This window comes from Gilliamella sp. N-G2, assembly GCF_002142215.1.
In the GTDB taxonomy this organism is placed as follows: Bacteria; Pseudomonadota; Gammaproteobacteria; order Enterobacterales; family Orbaceae; genus Gilliamella.
In genome coordinates this window covers 80,680-96,676 of sequence record NZ_NAST01000009.1, presented here as the reverse complement: position 1 = coordinate 96,676, position 15,997 = coordinate 80,680, and the positions used below count along the sequence as shown (strand labels likewise).

General features: G+C 34.1%; 20 protein-coding genes. 8 read left to right on the top strand and 12 right to left on the bottom strand.

Annotation, left to right across the window (positions count from 1 at the left end):
• Nucleotides 1-214 precede the first annotated feature (214 nt).
• Nucleotides 215-478 carry an SWEET family sugar transporter gene (locus B6C99_RS06150; RefSeq protein ID WP_254045950.1) on the bottom strand — a complete coding sequence of 88 codons (264 nt, stop codon included), beginning with the start codon at nucleotides 476-478 and terminating at the stop codon, nucleotides 215-217.
• Between the two features lie 227 nt (nucleotides 479-705).
• Between B6C99_RS06150 and B6C99_RS13370 the strand changes: the two genes are divergently transcribed.
• Nucleotides 706-948 carry a hypothetical protein gene (locus tag B6C99_RS13370; protein ID WP_216819398.1) on the top strand — a complete coding sequence of 81 codons (243 nt, stop codon included), beginning with the start codon at nucleotides 706-708 and terminating at the stop codon, nucleotides 946-948.
• A gap of 4 nt (nucleotides 949-952) precedes the next feature.
• On the opposite strand, the gene B6C99_RS13365 is transcribed toward B6C99_RS13370, so the two are convergent.
• The 3 genes from B6C99_RS13365 to B6C99_RS06140 are packed head-to-tail and all read right to left on the bottom strand — an operon-like array spanning nucleotide 953 to nucleotide 2,389.
• Nucleotides 953-1,177, bottom strand: a complete 225-nt coding sequence (locus B6C99_RS13365; protein ID WP_216819397.1) for a 2-keto-3-deoxygluconate permease — start codon at nucleotides 1,175-1,177, stop codon at nucleotides 953-955.
• 44 nt (nucleotides 1,178-1,221) lie between these two features.
• Nucleotides 1,222-1,440, bottom strand: coding sequence for a 2-keto-3-deoxygluconate permease (locus B6C99_RS13665; protein WP_216819396.1), 219 nt, complete (start codon nucleotides 1,438-1,440; stop codon nucleotides 1,222-1,224).
• A 58-nt stretch (nucleotides 1,441-1,498) separates the two neighbouring features.
• Nucleotides 1,499-2,389, bottom strand: a complete 891-nt coding sequence (locus B6C99_RS06140; protein ID WP_086359038.1) for a dihydrodipicolinate synthase family protein — start codon at nucleotides 2,387-2,389, stop codon at nucleotides 1,499-1,501.
• 214 nt (nucleotides 2,390-2,603) lie between these two features.
• On the opposite strand from B6C99_RS06140, the gene B6C99_RS06135 reads away from it, so the two are divergent.
• Nucleotides 2,604-3,356 carry an IclR family transcriptional regulator gene (locus tag B6C99_RS06135; RefSeq protein ID WP_086359037.1) on the top strand — a complete coding sequence of 251 codons (753 nt, stop codon included), beginning with the start codon at nucleotides 2,604-2,606 and terminating at the stop codon, nucleotides 3,354-3,356.
• A gap of 54 nt (nucleotides 3,357-3,410) precedes the next feature.
• Here the strand turns inward: B6C99_RS06135 and B6C99_RS06130 are convergent, their stop codons facing one another.
• Both B6C99_RS06130 and B6C99_RS06125 read right to left on the bottom strand, forming a co-directional pair.
• The gene (locus tag B6C99_RS06130; RefSeq protein WP_086359036.1) at nucleotides 3,411-4,631 is read right to left on the bottom strand and encodes an MFS transporter; all 1,221 of its coding nucleotides are present in this window, start codon (nucleotides 4,629-4,631) and stop codon (nucleotides 3,411-3,413) included.
• Nucleotides 4,632-4,666: 35 nt separating this feature from the next.
• Nucleotides 4,667-6,067: a PLP-dependent aminotransferase family protein gene (locus tag B6C99_RS06125; RefSeq protein ID WP_086359035.1), complete on the bottom strand. Its 1,401-nt coding sequence runs from the start codon at nucleotides 6,065-6,067 to the stop codon at nucleotides 4,667-4,669.
• A gap of 150 nt (nucleotides 6,068-6,217) precedes the next feature.
• Here B6C99_RS06125 and pdxS point away from each other — a divergent pair, with 150 nt between their 5' ends.
• The 3 genes from pdxS to B6C99_RS06110 all read left to right on the top strand — a co-directional run bounded on the left by pdxS (nucleotide 6,218) and on the right by B6C99_RS06110 (nucleotide 8,330).
• Complete coding sequence (gene pdxS / locus B6C99_RS06120) at nucleotides 6,218-7,105, top strand: pyridoxal 5'-phosphate synthase lyase subunit PdxS (protein ID WP_065578948.1); 888 nt, start codon at nucleotides 6,218-6,220, stop codon at nucleotides 7,103-7,105.
• Nucleotides 7,105-7,698: a pyridoxal 5'-phosphate synthase glutaminase subunit PdxT gene (pdxT, locus tag B6C99_RS06115; protein ID WP_086359034.1), complete on the top strand. Its 594-nt coding sequence runs from the start codon at nucleotides 7,105-7,107 to the stop codon at nucleotides 7,696-7,698. The genes pdxS and pdxT overlap by 1 nt, the downstream gene beginning before the upstream one ends.
• Before the next feature lie 227 nt (nucleotides 7,699-7,925).
• The gene (locus B6C99_RS06110) at nucleotides 7,926-8,330 is read left to right on the top strand and encodes a GFA family protein (protein WP_086359033.1); all 405 of its coding nucleotides are present in this window, start codon (nucleotides 7,926-7,928) and stop codon (nucleotides 8,328-8,330) included.
• A gap of 87 nt (nucleotides 8,331-8,417) precedes the next feature.
• On the opposite strand, the gene B6C99_RS06105 is transcribed toward B6C99_RS06110, so the two are convergent.
• The 6 genes from B6C99_RS06105 to nlpD form a co-directional block, all read right to left on the bottom strand.
• Entirely contained in the window at nucleotides 8,418-8,867 is a 450-nt protein-coding gene (locus tag B6C99_RS06105) for a pyridoxamine 5'-phosphate oxidase family protein (RefSeq protein WP_086359032.1), read from the bottom strand.
• Between the two features lie 11 nt (nucleotides 8,868-8,878).
• Nucleotides 8,879-9,466, bottom strand: coding sequence for a UbiX family flavin prenyltransferase (locus tag B6C99_RS06100; protein ID WP_086359031.1), 588 nt, complete (start codon nucleotides 9,464-9,466; stop codon nucleotides 8,879-8,881).
• Between the two features lie 159 nt (nucleotides 9,467-9,625).
• Nucleotides 9,626-10,837, bottom strand: a complete 1,212-nt coding sequence (locus B6C99_RS06095) for an aldose 1-epimerase family protein (RefSeq protein ID WP_086359030.1) — start codon at nucleotides 10,835-10,837, stop codon at nucleotides 9,626-9,628.
• A 95-nt stretch (nucleotides 10,838-10,932) separates the two neighbouring features.
• Complete coding sequence (locus B6C99_RS06090) at nucleotides 10,933-11,511, bottom strand: thymidine kinase (protein WP_143413923.1); 579 nt, start codon at nucleotides 11,509-11,511, stop codon at nucleotides 10,933-10,935.
• 88 nt (nucleotides 11,512-11,599) lie between these two features.
• Nucleotides 11,600-12,352, bottom strand: a complete 753-nt coding sequence (gpmA, locus tag B6C99_RS06085; protein WP_086359028.1) for a 2,3-diphosphoglycerate-dependent phosphoglycerate mutase — start codon at nucleotides 12,350-12,352, stop codon at nucleotides 11,600-11,602.
• A 134-nt stretch (nucleotides 12,353-12,486) separates the two neighbouring features.
• On the bottom strand, nucleotides 12,487-13,539 hold the full coding sequence (nlpD, locus tag B6C99_RS06080; RefSeq protein ID WP_216819395.1) for a murein hydrolase activator NlpD: 1,053 nt from the start codon (nucleotides 13,537-13,539) through the stop codon (nucleotides 12,487-12,489).
• Between the two features lie 336 nt (nucleotides 13,540-13,875).
• On the opposite strand from nlpD, the gene rsmI reads away from it, so the two are divergent.
• From rsmI to B6C99_RS06065, 3 genes are all read left to right on the top strand, one after another.
• Nucleotides 13,876-14,739 (top strand): 16S rRNA (cytidine(1402)-2'-O)-methyltransferase, encoded by an 864-nt coding sequence (gene rsmI, locus B6C99_RS06075; protein WP_086359026.1) that lies wholly within the window; start codon nucleotides 13,876-13,878, stop codon nucleotides 14,737-14,739.
• A 95-nt stretch (nucleotides 14,740-14,834) separates the two neighbouring features.
• Nucleotides 14,835-15,602: a hypothetical protein gene (locus tag B6C99_RS06070; RefSeq protein ID WP_086359025.1), complete on the top strand. Its 768-nt coding sequence runs from the start codon at nucleotides 14,835-14,837 to the stop codon at nucleotides 15,600-15,602.
• Nucleotides 15,602-15,931: a hypothetical protein gene (locus tag B6C99_RS06065; protein WP_034901483.1), complete on the top strand. Its 330-nt coding sequence runs from the start codon at nucleotides 15,602-15,604 to the stop codon at nucleotides 15,929-15,931. Before B6C99_RS06070 ends, B6C99_RS06065 begins: the two co-directional genes overlap by 1 nt.
• The last annotated feature ends 66 nt before the right edge of the window (nucleotides 15,932-15,997 follow it).

Here is a 15,997-nt window from a genome sequence, read left to right as displayed (position 1 = left end):
GTATTTAATAAACCTGTTAATAACTATCTAATACTATGATTATTAACTTTTTATTTTAAAGATTAAATTTTAACCTTCAAAATTTTCTATATCTTTTAGTAAAAAGATCAAGTCTATTTTACAAAGATTATGATTTATTTGAGCGATAAAAAATAAAAAAATACAGCATAACATTTACATTATGCTGTAAAAAACACAAAGTAAAAACAATAATTTATAAAGCAGTAAAAAAAGCGATTAAACCAAATAATACACCTGGAGAATTAGCTATAGCAATTGGCCAATCTTTTTTTTCTTGTAACAAACCATAACAGACCCATAATGAGCAGTTGATTGCTGCAGCTAAAGGTTGAGTGGGATTGGTTTTAGCTCCATGAAGATTATCAATAATTTGTGGAATATAGGACACGTACATACCTAATGACGCAATAGTTGCAATAATACCCAAATAGTGAAAAGCTTTTGGCGAAAGATTCAAGATCAACCTACCTGCTTAAATATGAATGGAACAAACAATCTAACATATATAACAAAGGAGTTAAACCTTGCTATATAAGGTATTGAGATAATTTTTTGTAAATTAAATGATAAAATATTTTATCTACATTATTTTTAATAAATAAAACAATAGTATTTATTTGCTGTTGTTTGTTGAATTTCTGATTTCGTCTAATTTTAGAAGCAATGTAATTGTAATACAGTGATGTGATTATTAGTACAAATTTTGAGATTATTGCTACTAAAGTCGCAACTAAAATTGTCGCGATTGACACGATTGGCGCAAATGATGGTGCAATTTCCGCAACGACTAATGGTGTGGCAACCTTTGCTACGGCCTTACTTGAAATGGTAATAACAAATAGTGCAACAAAAACACCTAGTAACCCAGTTTTTAATATAACAGTAAGATCAATGGTATTAACTATAGCTAAAGGCAAAAAAGGATAAGTGTTCAAGTTCCAACACTAAGTAGATTTCTCAACTCTTCACCTAAATTACCAAGCACAAAAACAATAAAAAATGAAATTAATACACCAATAAGATGTTCTGGTTGGAATGATGCTAAACCAATAGAGCCAATGATAATCATGGTCATTAATGCTCCTGATTCCATTGATATCAATACTGATGCAACAATAGCAAACACAGATGAACCAGTAAAAAAACCTGTTTGCACTAGTCCTCATCTGGCTAAATCTGCGAAAAAATAAAAACACAACATTATGCAACAGCTAGTTTTGTGTCAACTAAGATACCGGATTTGCTCAACACTGTAACTGTGGCATTTACTTTAATTGACGTTCCCATGCAAAATAACCAAACTGATAATATAAATATGGCGCCAGCGATAAGTTCATATGTAAACGATTTAAAGTATTTTCCTGTCTCTGGTGTAAATGTATGTAAACATGCCCCTAAAAGGGGCAGTATTAGCCTCATTCCGCTGGGAACTTTATCAATGCATTGTTTTTATTTCATACAACCCTCTTTTGTTTTTTCATATTTTGAATAATTGTTTTACATTTTTTATCTGTTCAGCATTTAGTTCACCACCAAAATTTCTTGATTTAGCTTCTAAATAACCGTGTTTTTCAGCGACAGCTACTTTTATTGTGGTAACAAAGTCTTCACCAATATTATAGATATTTGATAATTGACTGATCTCTTTTTGTAATAGTTGGATCTGTTCGAAATCATTTTCTTTAAATGCTTTCATTACACTTGCGAAAAGTTCTGGCACAACGTTGTTTAAACCAGATAAAACACCTGCCCCCCCATTAAGTAAGTTTGGGATAAAATATTCATCAAAACCTGCAAATACCGAAAAATCTTTACGAATTGTTTGAGAAGCAAGCACAATTGAACGAGTGTGTGAGGCACAATCAATCGTATCTTTAATACCAATAAACCTTGGACAATTCACCATCAGTTTTGAAACAAGTTTTGCATCAACATCACAGCCAGTACGAGCAGGAAAATTATAAATAAACCAATCTCCAAGAAATAACGAATCCAGATATTTATAATATTCATACAATTGATTAGCTGTCTGAGCTAAATAGTAGTGTGGTAATACCATTACCGCCAGATATCCCGCTTCATACGCAGCGTCCGCTAAACGAACCATATCATTAACAACTGTGGTAGAAACATTGACAATTAGCGGCAAGTTAGTAAATTGATGAGCTTGTTTGATAATAGCTAATCGTTCGTTGATGCTTAATGTTGCAAACTCACCAATTGTACCCATCACCAAAATACCGTTGATTTTTGCATCGGTTAACATTTGGTAATGCTTTTCCATAGCGACAAAGTCAACTTTATTTTTGGTATTAAATGGCGTGATAGCAGGACAAATTGTTCCTGATATCTTAGGGGTTTTATTCATAATGTTATCCTTATTTTAACACCAATATATTGAAATAAAATTTAATCAATTATATAAAGGTCAATAATTAATCAATATAATAATTACTCAATTTTATTTTTTTACTTATTTGATCTGGATCACAAAATTATTCATAAAATGAATAAAAAGTTTTGCAAAAGATAATATATATATATTTAGACAAAATTAACTTCAATATATTGGTGTAATAAGTATGAATAAAATATCTCAAACTCCAGCCATCGATAAAGCTGCTCTAATTTTAAGTTTTATTGCTCAAAATGGTGGGATGACTTATACACAAATTTATCAAGGTCTTTCATTACCACAAAGTTCTTCGTCATTAATCTTAAAAAGTATGGTGACTAATGGTTTGTTACGGCAAAAAGGAAATAAATACTTTTTAGGGCTTAATCTGTATGAGTTTGGTAACAAAGCGATTGAGCAATTTAATATTAAAGATTTAGCTCTAGAACCACTTTCGTTTTTACGAGATAAAACTCAGCTAGCTTGTCATTTAGGTATTTTGGATGGCGATGCGGCAATCTACTTAGCTAAAATTGAAAGCGATAATGCAATACAGATTAAAAGTTGGTTAGGTCGCCGATTATCTTTACATAGTTCAGCATTGGGTAAGGTTTTGTTAGCTTGGTTACCGGAGCAATATATTGATGAGCTGTTTCCTAATGAACAATTACCGAGTAAAACCAAAAATACCATTGCAACCAAAACTGATTATAAAAAGGCATTACAAGTCGTAAGAAAACAAGGTTGGGCGTTTGACGATGGCGAAGATTATGATGAAGTAACTTGCTTAGCTGCACCGATTTTTGATAAACATGGTAATGTTATCGCCGCCATAAGTACCTCAGGAATAAGATTTCAAATGCCGCAAGAACGAATTGCTGAATTTACAGAGTATTTAGTGACCGCTGCCAGTATGTTAACTAGGAAAATAATTGGTTAGTTAAGATATAAACCTTTTTCAATATTCAATTTAATTGAAAAAGGTTTTAATGCGTTAGCAAAGACGAGTCTGTTTGGTCTCTTTGCCCAGCAATAATATTGCTAAGATAGCAACCAGAATTGATAAACTAAATAGAGCAAATATCATGCTTACACCAACTTGGTTAGCCATTAGGAATCCAACCATTAATGGACCTAGTATGCCACCAATTCGACCAATAGAGGCTGCCATGCCAGCACCGGTAGCACGAATATTTGTGCTATATTGTTCTGGAGTATAAGCATACATTGCTCCCCATGCCCCTAAATTGAAAAAGGATAATAACGCTCCACTGATAAGCAATTGGTTAATTGAGTCAGCAATACCAAATAAATAAGCACTGATTAAAGTACCCAATAAATATGCTATTAATACCCATTTACGCCCGACTCGTTCAATCAACCACGCAACTGTGAAATAGCCAGGTAATTGGGCTAAGGTCATCATGAGAATATAACCAAAGCTTTTTACCATATCAAAGCCTTTAAGCATCATTACGCTTGGTAACCATAAGAACATGCCATAGTATGAAAATACTACACAAAACCACACTATCCATAACATTATTGTTTGACGTCGGAATGAGTTTGATAATAGTGATTGTATTTTTTTGATAACTGGCTCTTTTTGAGCATAGCTATTTTGATGTTGATATGATTGTGAATCAGGTAAATTAAAGCGTAAGTAAAGCGCATAAAAAGCCGGTATTGCACATAATATCATTGCACCACGCCAACCAACTGCAGGCAGAGGAATTAGAAAATAAGCAATTAGCGCAGCTAAAATCCAACCTACTGCCCAAAAACTTTCAAGTAATACCACAATGCGCCCACGTACTTCAGGCTCAACACTTTCACTAACTAGCGTCGATGCAACGGGTAATTCACCGCCTAGCCCCATACCAATAAAGAATCGTAAAACTAATAAACTACCTAATCCCCAAGCAAAAGCACTTAAGCCACTGGCAATACTAAACATTAATAAAGTGAATAGAAAAGCTGATTTGCGCCCTTTTTTATCGGCATAAATACCAAATAAAAAGGCACCAACGGCCATACCAATTGAATTAACACTACCAATCCAACCAAGTTGTGACGGTGTTAATCCCCAATCTTGCTTTAAAGCAGCTAAAATAAAAGATAATAATCCAACATCCATTGCATCAAAAAGCCAGCCAGTGCCAGCAATAAGCAATAATTTATTGGTAGATAATAATGCGGTTTTAGATCTTTCCATAATCAATAAGTCAATACAAATTTTAGAATGTGTGATCAAAGCAAATTTTTTTCAAAATGTCCATAACTTAATCGGATAGAACCCACATTATCGCCAAAGTCAGAACCTTGCGAAACAATAATATGTTTTGACAACAATTGATTTAATATTGTCAGTTCTTGTGCAGCATTATTAACTGGTAAATGAGCATATAAATGAAAACCTCCGGTTGGGACTCGGTAAATAACATCACCATTAAAATAATCATCAAGCCAATCCATCAATTGATTAGCTTTATTCTGCAATTGTTGGCGGAGCCATTTTTGATGTGTTTGATAATGGTGACTTAAATATTCCTCAGCTAATAGTTGCGGTAAAATACTTAAGCCAGAGTCAATATGATGCCGGATATTGGCTAATTTTTCGATAATTTCACTTGGTGCTATCATCCAACCAATACGTATATTACGGCCGATATATTTGGATAAAGATCCTAAATAGACCACTTGATTACTTACATCAAATTTTTTAATCGGTAAAATATTGGTCTTTTCATCAAAAGCTAATCCACTATAGGCATCATCTTCAACAATACCAATACATTGTTTTCGACAAAATGCCAGTACCTGCTTCTTGCGCTGATTACTCATCACACAACCAATTGGATTTTGAAAGATAGGATTTAGAAATAACCATTTTATTTGTCGCTCTAAGGTAACTTTTTGTAAACTCTCTAAAGTAATACCCTCTTCATCACATTCAATACCGTATAAACGCAATCCTGCAGCTTGAAATAATGGTAATGAATAAAAATATGATGGTGATTCAATACCTATCGCATCGCCAGGTTTTAATAATCCTTGGGTAATCAAAAAAAGAGATTGTTGAGTGCCTGAGGTAATAAGAATTTGTTCGGTATCAACCACCATAGCAAATTGTTTCTTCATATAATGCGCAATTTGCTGCTTAAGCGAAGGAAGCCCTAATTGCAACATGTCGCTCTTCTTTTCGTAAGCTACCATTTCATGGGAAGTAATATTAGGTAATATTAATTTGGGGATCATATTAGTAGGCAAATCACCATTAGCTAAATCACAAATATGATCCATTTGTTGCCGAACCTGTGTCACTTTTTGTTGGTATACATTTTGACGATGATGATAAAAATTGGCTGGCAATCGCCAATTAATGGTCGAATAAGCTTGCATCCCCCATTTTTGTTCATTAACAAAAGTCCCACTACCCTGCTTTCGCACTAATATCCCCCGTTCAGTTAAGATATCTAACGCATGCACAATAGTTGAACGGTTAACTTGTAGATCCTTGGCTAAATTACGCTCAGATGGTAATCGTTCACCGGCTATTAACACACCTTGTTCGATATAGTTCTCAATCAATTGCGTGACTTTTTTAAATAATGCGCCATTAAAAGGGCTTAATTTTTGCTTATTCCACATCTTTTATTTACTAAGTTTTTTAGAACTTATTACCTTAAATGCAAAATTGGATGGGTTAATTATAGTCCAATTGGCTGTTTTTTGCAGTGCTTTAATTTTGAATAATAGTCCTGACATTAGACAACTAACTTTAATTAACAAGGAGTAGCAATGAAACAACATACCGGTACACAAACAGTAAAACGTGGAATGGCACAAATGCAAAAAGGTGGCGTGATAATGGATGTCGTCAATGCTGAACAAGCCAAAATTGCTGAACAAGCTGGTGCCGTAGCAGTTATGGCTTTAGAACGTGTTCCTTCCGATATTCGTGCTGCCGGTGGTGTTGCAAGAATGGCAGATCCAACCATAGTTGAAGAAGTAATGAAAGCTGTAACAATTCCTGTTATGGCGAAAGCAAGAATTGGCCATATTGTTGAAGCACGCATTTTAGAATCAATGGGTGTGGATTATATTGATGAAAGCGAAGTGCTGACGCCTGCTGATGAACAATATCACTTATTGAAAGATGAATTCACTGTACCTTTTGTCTGTGGCTGTCGAGATTTGGGTGAAGCATTACGCCGAATTGGTGAAGGTGCCTCTATGTTACGCACCAAAGGCGAACCCGGAACAGGCAATATTGTTGAAGCAGTTAGACACATGCGTCGTGTCAATGAACAAATTCGTTTAGTCGTTGGCAAATCAAAAGATGAACTTATGACATTGGCTAAAGAAATTGGCGCACCATATGAGTTAGTATTACAAATTAAACAACTTGGAAAATTACCTGTGGTTAATTTTGCTGCTGGTGGTGTAGCCACGCCTGCTGATGCAGCATTAATGATGCAACTTGGTGCTGATGGTGTATTTGTTGGTTCTGGTATTTTTAAATCACAAAATCCAGAAAAATTTGCTAAAGCGATTGTTCAAGCGACTACTTATTTTGATGATTATCCAAGATTAGCTGAATTATCCAAAGGATTGGGTGAAGCCATGAAAGGGATTGAAATCAGTAAATTAACCGAATCAGAAAGAATGCAAGATCGAGGCTGGTAATGACAAAAACTACCAACTTAAAAGCTAACAAAATCATTGGGGTGCTTAACTTACAAGGTGCCGTCACTGAACATTTAAACATGCTTGCTAGCATTGAATTGGTGCGTCCTATTGCAGTTAAAAAACCTGAACAATTGTGTCAACTTGATGGTTTAATTATTCCCGGTGGTGAATCAACAGCAATCAGTCGTTTAATTAGACAAAATGATTTATTTGAGCCAATCCAAGCATTTGCTAAACAAGGTAAAGGTATTTTTGGCACCTGTGCTGGGTTAGTTCTTTGCGGAACTGAAACCAGCCATAATGAGGTTGAACAACTGGGACTAATAGATATTATTGTCGAACGAAATGGCTTTGGACGGCAAATAAATAGCTTCGAAACAGTGTTAGATATTGCACCTATCGGTCAGCAAATTCCAGCGGTATTTATTCGTGCCCCCTATATTGCCACAGCAGGTAAACAAGTAAAACCACTCGCTTTTGTTGATAATCATTGTGTAATGGCGGAACAAGATAATATTTTGGTATGTTCATTCCACCCAGAACTAACTACCGATAACGGTATAATGCGCTATTTTGTTGAAAGATGTTAACGATTAAAATGTAGTCCATTTTTAAACTATAAAAATAGCAAATTTTAGTAATATTTGATTATTGGCACTAATTATTAGTGCCATTTTTTTGTCTTAAAAACCCTGTTCCTCAAATTTTTTGTGCTTTTGTTGAATTATCCTCATCATTTAGCTATCTATAGCTTATTTTAAATTTACATGTAAAATGCGGTAATAATACGGCTATAAATAATATAAGGAAATTAATCATGATGACAGGTAACTGCTTATGTGGTGAAATTGTCTATCAACTAAATAGTGATATCAAAGCGATTGTTTTTTGTCACTGTTCACGTTGTCGCAAACAAACTGGTTCAGCCTTTAATTCTGCCACACTCATTAACAAGGAAGATTTAACTTTCATCAAAGGGGTAGAAAATATAAAAGTTTTTTCTAACTTAGGTGTCAACCGTCATTTTTGTGGTAATTGTGGTTCACATCTATTTTCTAGTCGTGATAATGATAATAGTACTTACCGATTACGTATAGGATTGATTAATGAGCCAATTAATGCTGAAAAGCGTATACACATTTATACTGGTTCAAAAGCCAATTGGGATACTATTTGTGATGGCGATACTGAATATGAGGAAAATATACCATCCAAGTTGTGATAACTCATTTTTGATTTAAGTTATCAGTGGGTTTTAGTTTGTAATTAGATAATGATTATGCTAAAACCTAACATACCATTTATCAAATTAATTATTTATAAGATCTTCGTCTCGTTGCCAATAGCTTTTGTGCGCAAAACCAATTAGATTATTTGTCATCTTAATTTCTTGCAATCGTAGTGACCAAATCGGTGCTTTCATAACTCTTGCAAAAGGAAAGGCGGAATAATAAAGTTTATAAGCATTGCTAGCTTCATAATCAATGAGTTGTTCAGCTATAGCGCTAAATTGAATACCTTGAATTTTAGTTATCGATTTTGGATTAATACTTATAGTACCAGCAACATTTGGATTCTGTAGCATTGCTTGTGCATGCTTAGTTTTCAATTCCGATAAGAAATATAAACACCAGTTATCTTTATCAAATACATAGAATACATTACATGCCCATGGCTGGCTATTAGCTAATATCACACATAAATTTAGTACATGTTGTTTCTGGATAAATTGCGCTATTTTAGACTCGGTTGTCTTCATGATATTACTGATTATTCAGGCTTTTGATTAAGATGCATATCTTCACCCCAGCGAGGTAAACAAGGTACATCAATATCAAACAGATCAAGTGCTCTAGCAACACTATGGGTAATAAGATCATCAACACTTTCAATCTGTTGATATAACGCAGGAACTGGCGGAAAAATAATTCCTCCCATTAAAGTCACAGCCTCCATGTTTTTAATATGACCTAAATGTAATGGCGCTTCTCGCGTCATTAAAACCAATCGACGACGCTCTTTCAATACCACATCTGCTGCTCGAGTAAGTAAATTATCTGACAAACTATTCGCTATAGCTGAAAGTGTTCGCATTGAACATGGTGCAACTAACATTCCCATTGTTTTAAATGAACCACTTGCTATTGCAGCGCCAATATTATCGATCGGATATACAACATCAGCTAACGCTTGCAATTGAGTTAATTGTGATTTCGAATGTTCATAATGACCAGTAATTTTTGCCGCTTTTGAGATCACTAGATGTGTCTGAATATCCATTGGTTTTAATAGTTCTAAAGCTTTGATACCATAAGCAAAGCCTGTAGCACCACTTATGCCAATTATCATCCTTCTCATATTAATTCCTGTTTTTAAATAGAAATTCTAAATTTAGAATGTATTTTAGCTTAAATTAGCAATTTAAAGATAATAATATATTTTCTATGTAAAACTAGTTTAATCGAGGAGAAAAAGAACACCGTCAACTATGTCGCCAACGGTGATATTTGATATAACTTATTCTTTAGCCATTGGTTGTTCAATTACCTTCGTTTCTTGGCTTCCTTGGATAGCCTTTATTTTGTCCTCGTAAGTTTTCACCGCTTCTTTATCAGATAACAAACTATATTTTAACCTAAATTCGGCACTTTTCCCTGGTTCCAATTGACGAACACGTTTTTGTTCACGTTCGATTGTTACTGGATAAGCAAAACTTGTACCGGGCTCAATACCTGTTACATAACCTTGTTTGAGCGTATCTGTATTTTTCCATAAAGTAAGCACTGGTAACTCTTCGGTATTAAACTCAACACCTACTCCTTTATCACCAGTTTTATTAGCTAACATTACTTGAGTTTGTTTGTTTGCATCAGAATAAGGAAAAATGTTAAATACCATTTCATCAAAGTCTTTGGTTGGCCCCAAATAAGTTTGCCAATTTTTTAAACCTGTTGCTGCATAGTCATTAAACGGTGAAACTTCTTTAACTGGTGCAATAAATTTTGCTCCTTCTTCAAGAATCGGCGTACCAAAATTGCTATGATAAATGATTTGATAATCTCGAGGATAATCACCTTGATTTGTCACAGTATCATGAATTGTGAATTCTTTACTACCTGGAATGTAACTAAGTGTAACCCATGTTTCTAAATTAGTTTTTTTAAAGGCATTTTCTTTAATAAGACCTTTAATGGTTATGGTGTATGGAGCTTGATCCTCGATATCTATAAGCAGTTTTGAAACTGGGGTATTTTGTGCACGACCGTGAAGTGTATACATCATGCCATCCGCTTGAACTGCGTGTCCTGTCCATTCAAAACCACAACGAACCATCATTTCATTAAAACCGTCTAACCAACCAACTCCACCTCGGCTTTCTAAATTGATATATTTTGGATTGACAATTTCGTTGACTGGAGAGTCCCAACCTAAACGAATACCATCACCTTCAACAGAAATAATACCTAAGCCACGTGTTGGGCTTAATTTAATAGTTAATCCATTTTCACTGTTAATTGAAAGTAATTCTGAACCATCTTGTTTACCACCTTTAAGAATAATGTTATTAATAGTAAAATTGGGCACATCAGCGTTTATTTCTTGACTACTAAGTGACCATAACCCTTTTTGGATTCCATTATCTACATCAGTAATAACATAATTTTTTGCACTAGCAGAATACGAAACTATACCTAATAAAACAGCTAGTGATGTATTTTTAATTTTCATGAGATAAGTTCCTTGCAATAATTTAAAATTTTTGTACACCAAGTATAAACATTATTTTTTAATAGTATAATATTTATCCAAATGCACAAGTAAACTTAATGATTTGGTCTTACCTGTCCAGCTTTCCAGTGTTTTCGACAAACGGAATGATACTCACTATCACCTATATGTATCGAATTTCCAAATTTAATTATTTGCCCATTTTCTCCTTCTAAAAGAATCATGGTGGCTTTTTTACCACACCAGCAAACCGTTTTAAGTTCTCTATAATTATCAGCAATTTCTAATAGAGTTTTCGAACCTTCAAATAAATGCCCCATGTAATCTGTTTTTAAACCAAAAAACATCATAGGAACACTGTATTCATCACAAACATCAGATAATTTCCAGATGGTGTTAGATGATAAGAACTGACTTTCATCAATTAAAATACAAGCGTAATTATTTTGTTTGATGTGCTCAATTATGCCATCCACTGTACTATCGTCAAGTTGTAATGCTTTTTTACGTAAGCCTAGCCGAGATACAATTTCAACAGCAGAATCTCGAGTATCAACCGAAGATTTAAGCAATAATGTTTGCATATTATTACTTAAGTAGTTATGGTCGATTTGCAGTAATTCGGTAGATTTTCCAGCGTTCATTACGCCATAAATATAATAAATTTTCGACAAAATTAGCGTCTCAAAAAGTTAAATATTTATTCCCTGTGTTAGGAAATAAAAGGTAAGTTATTCAACTTACCCTTTAGATTAATTAATACTATTTTGCTTTACCTTGGTTCGCTACCGCTGCTTGTTTAGCGGCGATTTCATCAGCATTACCTAAGTAGTAGTGTTTAACAACTTTCATGTTGTCATCAAATTCATAAACGAGTGGCACACCTGTTGGGATATTTAGATCGATAATGTCATCATCACTGATGTTATCTAAATGCTTAACTAGCGCACGAAGTGAGTTGCCGTGAGCAGCAATAATTACACGTTCACCTTTAGCAACACGTGGCGCAATAGTTGATTCCCAGTAAGGAAGTACACGTTTAATTGTTAATGCTAAACTTTCAGTTAAAGGTAATTCAGATTCTGGTAATTTGCTATAACGTGAATCATGTCCAGGGAAACGTTCATCTGATTTTTCAAGAGCAGGTGGAGTAATTGCAAAACCGCGGCGCCATAATTTAACTTGCTCATCACCATATTTAGCAGCAGTTTCAGCTTTATTTAGACCTTGCAGTGCTCCATAATGACGTTCATTTAATTTCCAGCTTTTTTCAACCGGTAACCACGCTTGATCAACTGCATCTAAAACGTGCCATAATGTATGAATTGCACGTTTTAAAACAGAAGTATAAGCATAATCAAATTTGAAACCTTCTTGTTTTAATAATTGACCAGCTTCTGATGCTTCTTTATTACCTTTGTCAGATAAATCAACATCAGTCCAACCACAAAAACGGTTTTCTTGATTCCAAACGCTTTCTCCGTGACGAATAAGAACTAATTTTTTTACTGCCATGAATATAACTCCTTAGTTACGTAAAATAAAATGGTTAAATCAAATTGGTTTGCACTAAAACATATAATTAATTGGTGCATTTATCATTAGCTTATTATAATAAGCTAGTTTTCCACCTTTATTTAAAATATCAACTATTTCGATAAGTATTTTAATGGATCAACTGATTGTGCTTTATAACGAATTTCAAAATGTAATCGCACTGATGATGTCCCAGTTGCTCCCATAGTCGCAATTTGTTCGCCTGCTCGAACATTTTGTTGTTCTTTAACTAAAATTGTTTGATTATGTGCATATGCTGTTAAATAGTCATCATTGTGTTTTATAATAATTAAGTTACCATAACCGGGTAATGCATTACCAGAATAAACCACGCGCCCATTAGCAGCCGCAACAACTTTGGAACCTAAAGTACCTGAGATATCAATTCCTTTACTAGAATTTGAAAATTTTTCAATGATCTTACCTTGAGCTGGCCATTGCCATATAATATTAGAAACGTTCGAAGTAGTTGGTAAAGTTGTTGGCACTGATGAATCGACCGGTTCGGTTACAGTTTCAGTAGTTTCAATCGTATTAGTTGGCTGATTTTTACCAGATGTTGTAGTAGTTGTAGTTGTAACTGTTGTTACAACTGGCTTAGTCCTGATCGTGTTATTTGTAGCTGATTCAACATTGTGATTATTAGATGCAATGGCTTGCGTAGTTGAAGTTGTTTTTTTAGTTTCAACAATAGTTGTACCTCCACTGACATCAAGCACTTGACCAACATTAACTGCGAATGGTTCTCTTATATTATTTTTAGCAGCTAAGGCACGATAATCATTGCCGGTAACCCAAGCAATATAAAAAAGTGTATCACCTCTTTTTACTGTATAAGTATTACCTTGATAACCTCCTTTCGGAATATCATTATAATTACGATTATAAACAATGCGCTCATTAGATGTAATTACATCTTGTTTATTGCTATTGGATGTTACTGTTGAGCCAGATGCTGGCACCTGTGATGAATAATTTATTGAAGAAGAGCGATTACCTGTAGAAATATTTGTCGGAGGCTTAGAATAAACCGATGAAGTAGAAGAACTTGAAGAATCAGAAATATCGTCAATTTCAGCTGGATTAGTTTGTGTACATGCTGCAATCATCAAACTAAAACAACTTAATGTGAGTATTTTTTTCACAATAACACCTTTCATTAATTTATATTATTTTATATATGCACATTTTATCGTTTTTAAGACACAAAGCTATTATATTAATTACTTATAAAGTAAATCAATAAAATCAGTTGCAAAAATGTACAATTCTTGAGTAAAAGCTATAAATTCATCTCATTTAATGGCTAATTGTTCGCAGAATTTGCAAATAACTCTCCTATTCTAACTATCCTGTTATACGGCCGAATAAATATCATTAGCATAAAAAGCATTTCAGCCATATTTTAGCCGATAATGATTAACACTAATTTCACGGTAATGAGTATATACAATAAAACAAGGTTTGGTATAGTATATTTAATGTCTTACTACAAAATTTACAGTGATAAAAATAGAATGACTTTATATGTTGTTGCAACACCCATTGGCAATTTAGATGATATTACACTAAGAGCCATTAATACACTTAAAAGTGTTGATCTTATTGCGGCTGAAGATACTAGACATAGTGGACTACTATTACAACATCTAGGTATTAAAGCTAAACTTTTTGCTTTACACGATCACAATGAACAAGAAAAAGCACAAGTTTTGATCGAAAAACTAAAATCAGGTTTATCAATTGCATTAATTTCAGATGCAGGCACACCACTAATTAATGATCCTGGTTATCACCTAGTGAAAGCCTGTCGAGAAAATAATATAAATGTGGTACCAATTCCGGGCGCTTGTGCCGCTATTGCCGCATTATCGGTTGCAGGATTACCTTCTGATAAGTTCAGTTATGAAGGTTTTTTACCAGCAAAAACCAAAGCACGTCAAGATTATCTAACAGATCTTTGCCAAGAGAGTCGAACAATGATTTTTTATGAATCAACTCATCGACTGTTAGAAACCTTAAATGATATGCAAACAGTTTGGGGCAGTGATAAACATATTGTTTTAGCAAAAGAACTCACTAAAACATGGGAAACGATTGTCAGCTACCCAGTAGATGAGTTAATTGATTGGTTACAAGAAGATAATAATCGTCAAAAAGGCGAATTTGTTCTAATTGTTGAAGGACATAGCAAAACTGATAATGCTATGGATGCCAAAGTAATGACCACCTTAAAATTATTAATTAAAGAGTTACCATTAAAAAAAGCAGCGGCAATTACCGCAGAGATGTATGGGTTGAAGAAAAATCAATTATATCAAATTGGTTTATCATTGGAAAATTAGTCAAGAAGTCAATTAATACTTAATTATAAAGATAGAAATAACAAATTTTCAGTTCCAAAACTTAACACGCTAGTTTTGTTGTTGAGAATAACTCTTTGGCGGGTGACTATATCCGAGACGAACATAAAGGCAGTATTACTTACTGGAAAGATCAGGTAAGAGAAACGGTAGGTGAAAATACAATCTCGCAAATCACCAATGGTGTACTGACTGCTTATGGTGATACAGTCGATCTTGGTGTAGGTATTGCAGATACTGTTCTTGATGCAGTCCTTGCTTTGAATAGCTGCGCCGTAGGGGCGAGTTATTGTGACACAGCAATGAGTGACTTGAGAAAATCAGATCAAACCATAGGAAATGCCATGGATGCGATCATTAATGGTCAGGCATGGGACGCAATTAAAGGTAATGTTGTTAAAGCAGCTAATGGTGATCAGGTAGCCCTTGAGAATACTGCGGCATTGTTAACGAGTATAATTGCGCCATCTAAGGTATTAGGAAATATAGGTAAACCCGGTAATATTGTTAATAAGGTTGATGATATTGCTGTAAAAGGGAGTATTCCCGAAATTAAAGGTACTCAAGTCGGATTAAGAGATCCTGCTCAAATTGATTTAATGAAAAGCGATATGCTAAACGGAAGTTTTGAGTTCACGGCTACAAGAGGAAAAATTGCAGGATATATTGATAGTAAAGAAAATTATTATATTACCGGAGGTCATCATAGAATGGCAGCAGCTCAAGAAATATACAAAACTACAGGTGATGCAACATATATCCATAAGCTATTAGAAAATGGTAAATGGGATAAAACTAATAAAGTCCTTGTTGATGCACGGCCTCTACCAACAAGGAAACCATGATGAAGAAAAATGAAATATATGTGGAAATGTTAGGACGAACATTAACTTATATAAGAAACGTGCAATCACAAGACTCGATTAGAAAGGCGAAAGATATATCATGTTATTATGAGGCTGAATTAGTTCATAATTTATTAATTACTATTTTTGATGCTGAATTTGAGCAGCATGACATTTGGTTTTTAAATCATCAGGCTCGATATTATTATGAGAACTGTAATACCGAAATATCTATTAATTATGACAAGCAAGTTAGTTTTATTAAAGAACTCTTTGCTATGGTTCCTGTAGAACTTAAAAATAAGCTAACATGGAATGGACCCATATAATTTGATCCATTACATGCCATTAGTGAAGTTAACCTCAACTCAATGATAAGGTGGATTCTGACTATC

Excerpts from the sequence above, each read along its gene's own strand:
- B6C99_RS13665 (WP_216819396.1), bottom strand. The coding sequence starts at position 1,440 with ATGAGGCTAATACTGCCCCTTTTAGGGGCATGTTTACATACATTTACA.
- B6C99_RS06140 (WP_086359038.1), bottom strand. The coding sequence starts at position 2,389 with ATGAATAAAACCCCTAAGATATCAGGAACAATTTGTCCTGCTATCACG.
- B6C99_RS06135 (WP_086359037.1), top strand. The coding sequence starts at position 2,604 with ATGAATAAAATATCTCAAACTCCAGCCATCGATAAAGCTGCTCTAATT.
- B6C99_RS06130 (WP_086359036.1), bottom strand. The coding sequence starts at position 4,631 with ATGGAAAGATCTAAAACCGCATTATTATCTACCAATAAATTATTGCTT.
- B6C99_RS06125 (WP_086359035.1), bottom strand. The coding sequence starts at position 6,067 with ATGTGGAATAAGCAAAAATTAAGCCCTTTTAATGGCGCATTATTTAAA.
- pdxS (WP_065578948.1), top strand. The coding sequence starts at position 6,218 with ATGAAACAACATACCGGTACACAAACAGTAAAACGTGGAATGGCACAA.
- pdxT (WP_086359034.1), top strand. The coding sequence starts at position 7,105 with ATGACAAAAACTACCAACTTAAAAGCTAACAAAATCATTGGGGTGCTT.
- B6C99_RS06110 (WP_086359033.1), top strand. The coding sequence starts at position 7,926 with ATGATGACAGGTAACTGCTTATGTGGTGAAATTGTCTATCAACTAAAT.
- B6C99_RS06105 (WP_086359032.1), bottom strand. The coding sequence starts at position 8,867 with ATGAAGACAACCGAGTCTAAAATAGCGCAATTTATCCAGAAACAACAT.
- B6C99_RS06100 (WP_086359031.1), bottom strand. The coding sequence starts at position 9,466 with ATGAGAAGGATGATAATTGGCATAAGTGGTGCTACAGGCTTTGCTTAT.
- B6C99_RS06095 (WP_086359030.1), bottom strand. The coding sequence starts at position 10,837 with ATGAAAATTAAAAATACATCACTAGCTGTTTTATTAGGTATAGTTTCG.
- gpmA (WP_086359028.1), bottom strand. The coding sequence starts at position 12,352 with ATGGCAGTAAAAAAATTAGTTCTTATTCGTCACGGAGAAAGCGTTTGG.
- rsmI (WP_086359026.1), top strand. The coding sequence starts at position 13,876 with ATGTCTTACTACAAAATTTACAGTGATAAAAATAGAATGACTTTATAT.
- B6C99_RS06065 (WP_034901483.1), top strand. The coding sequence starts at position 15,602 with ATGAAGAAAAATGAAATATATGTGGAAATGTTAGGACGAACATTAACT.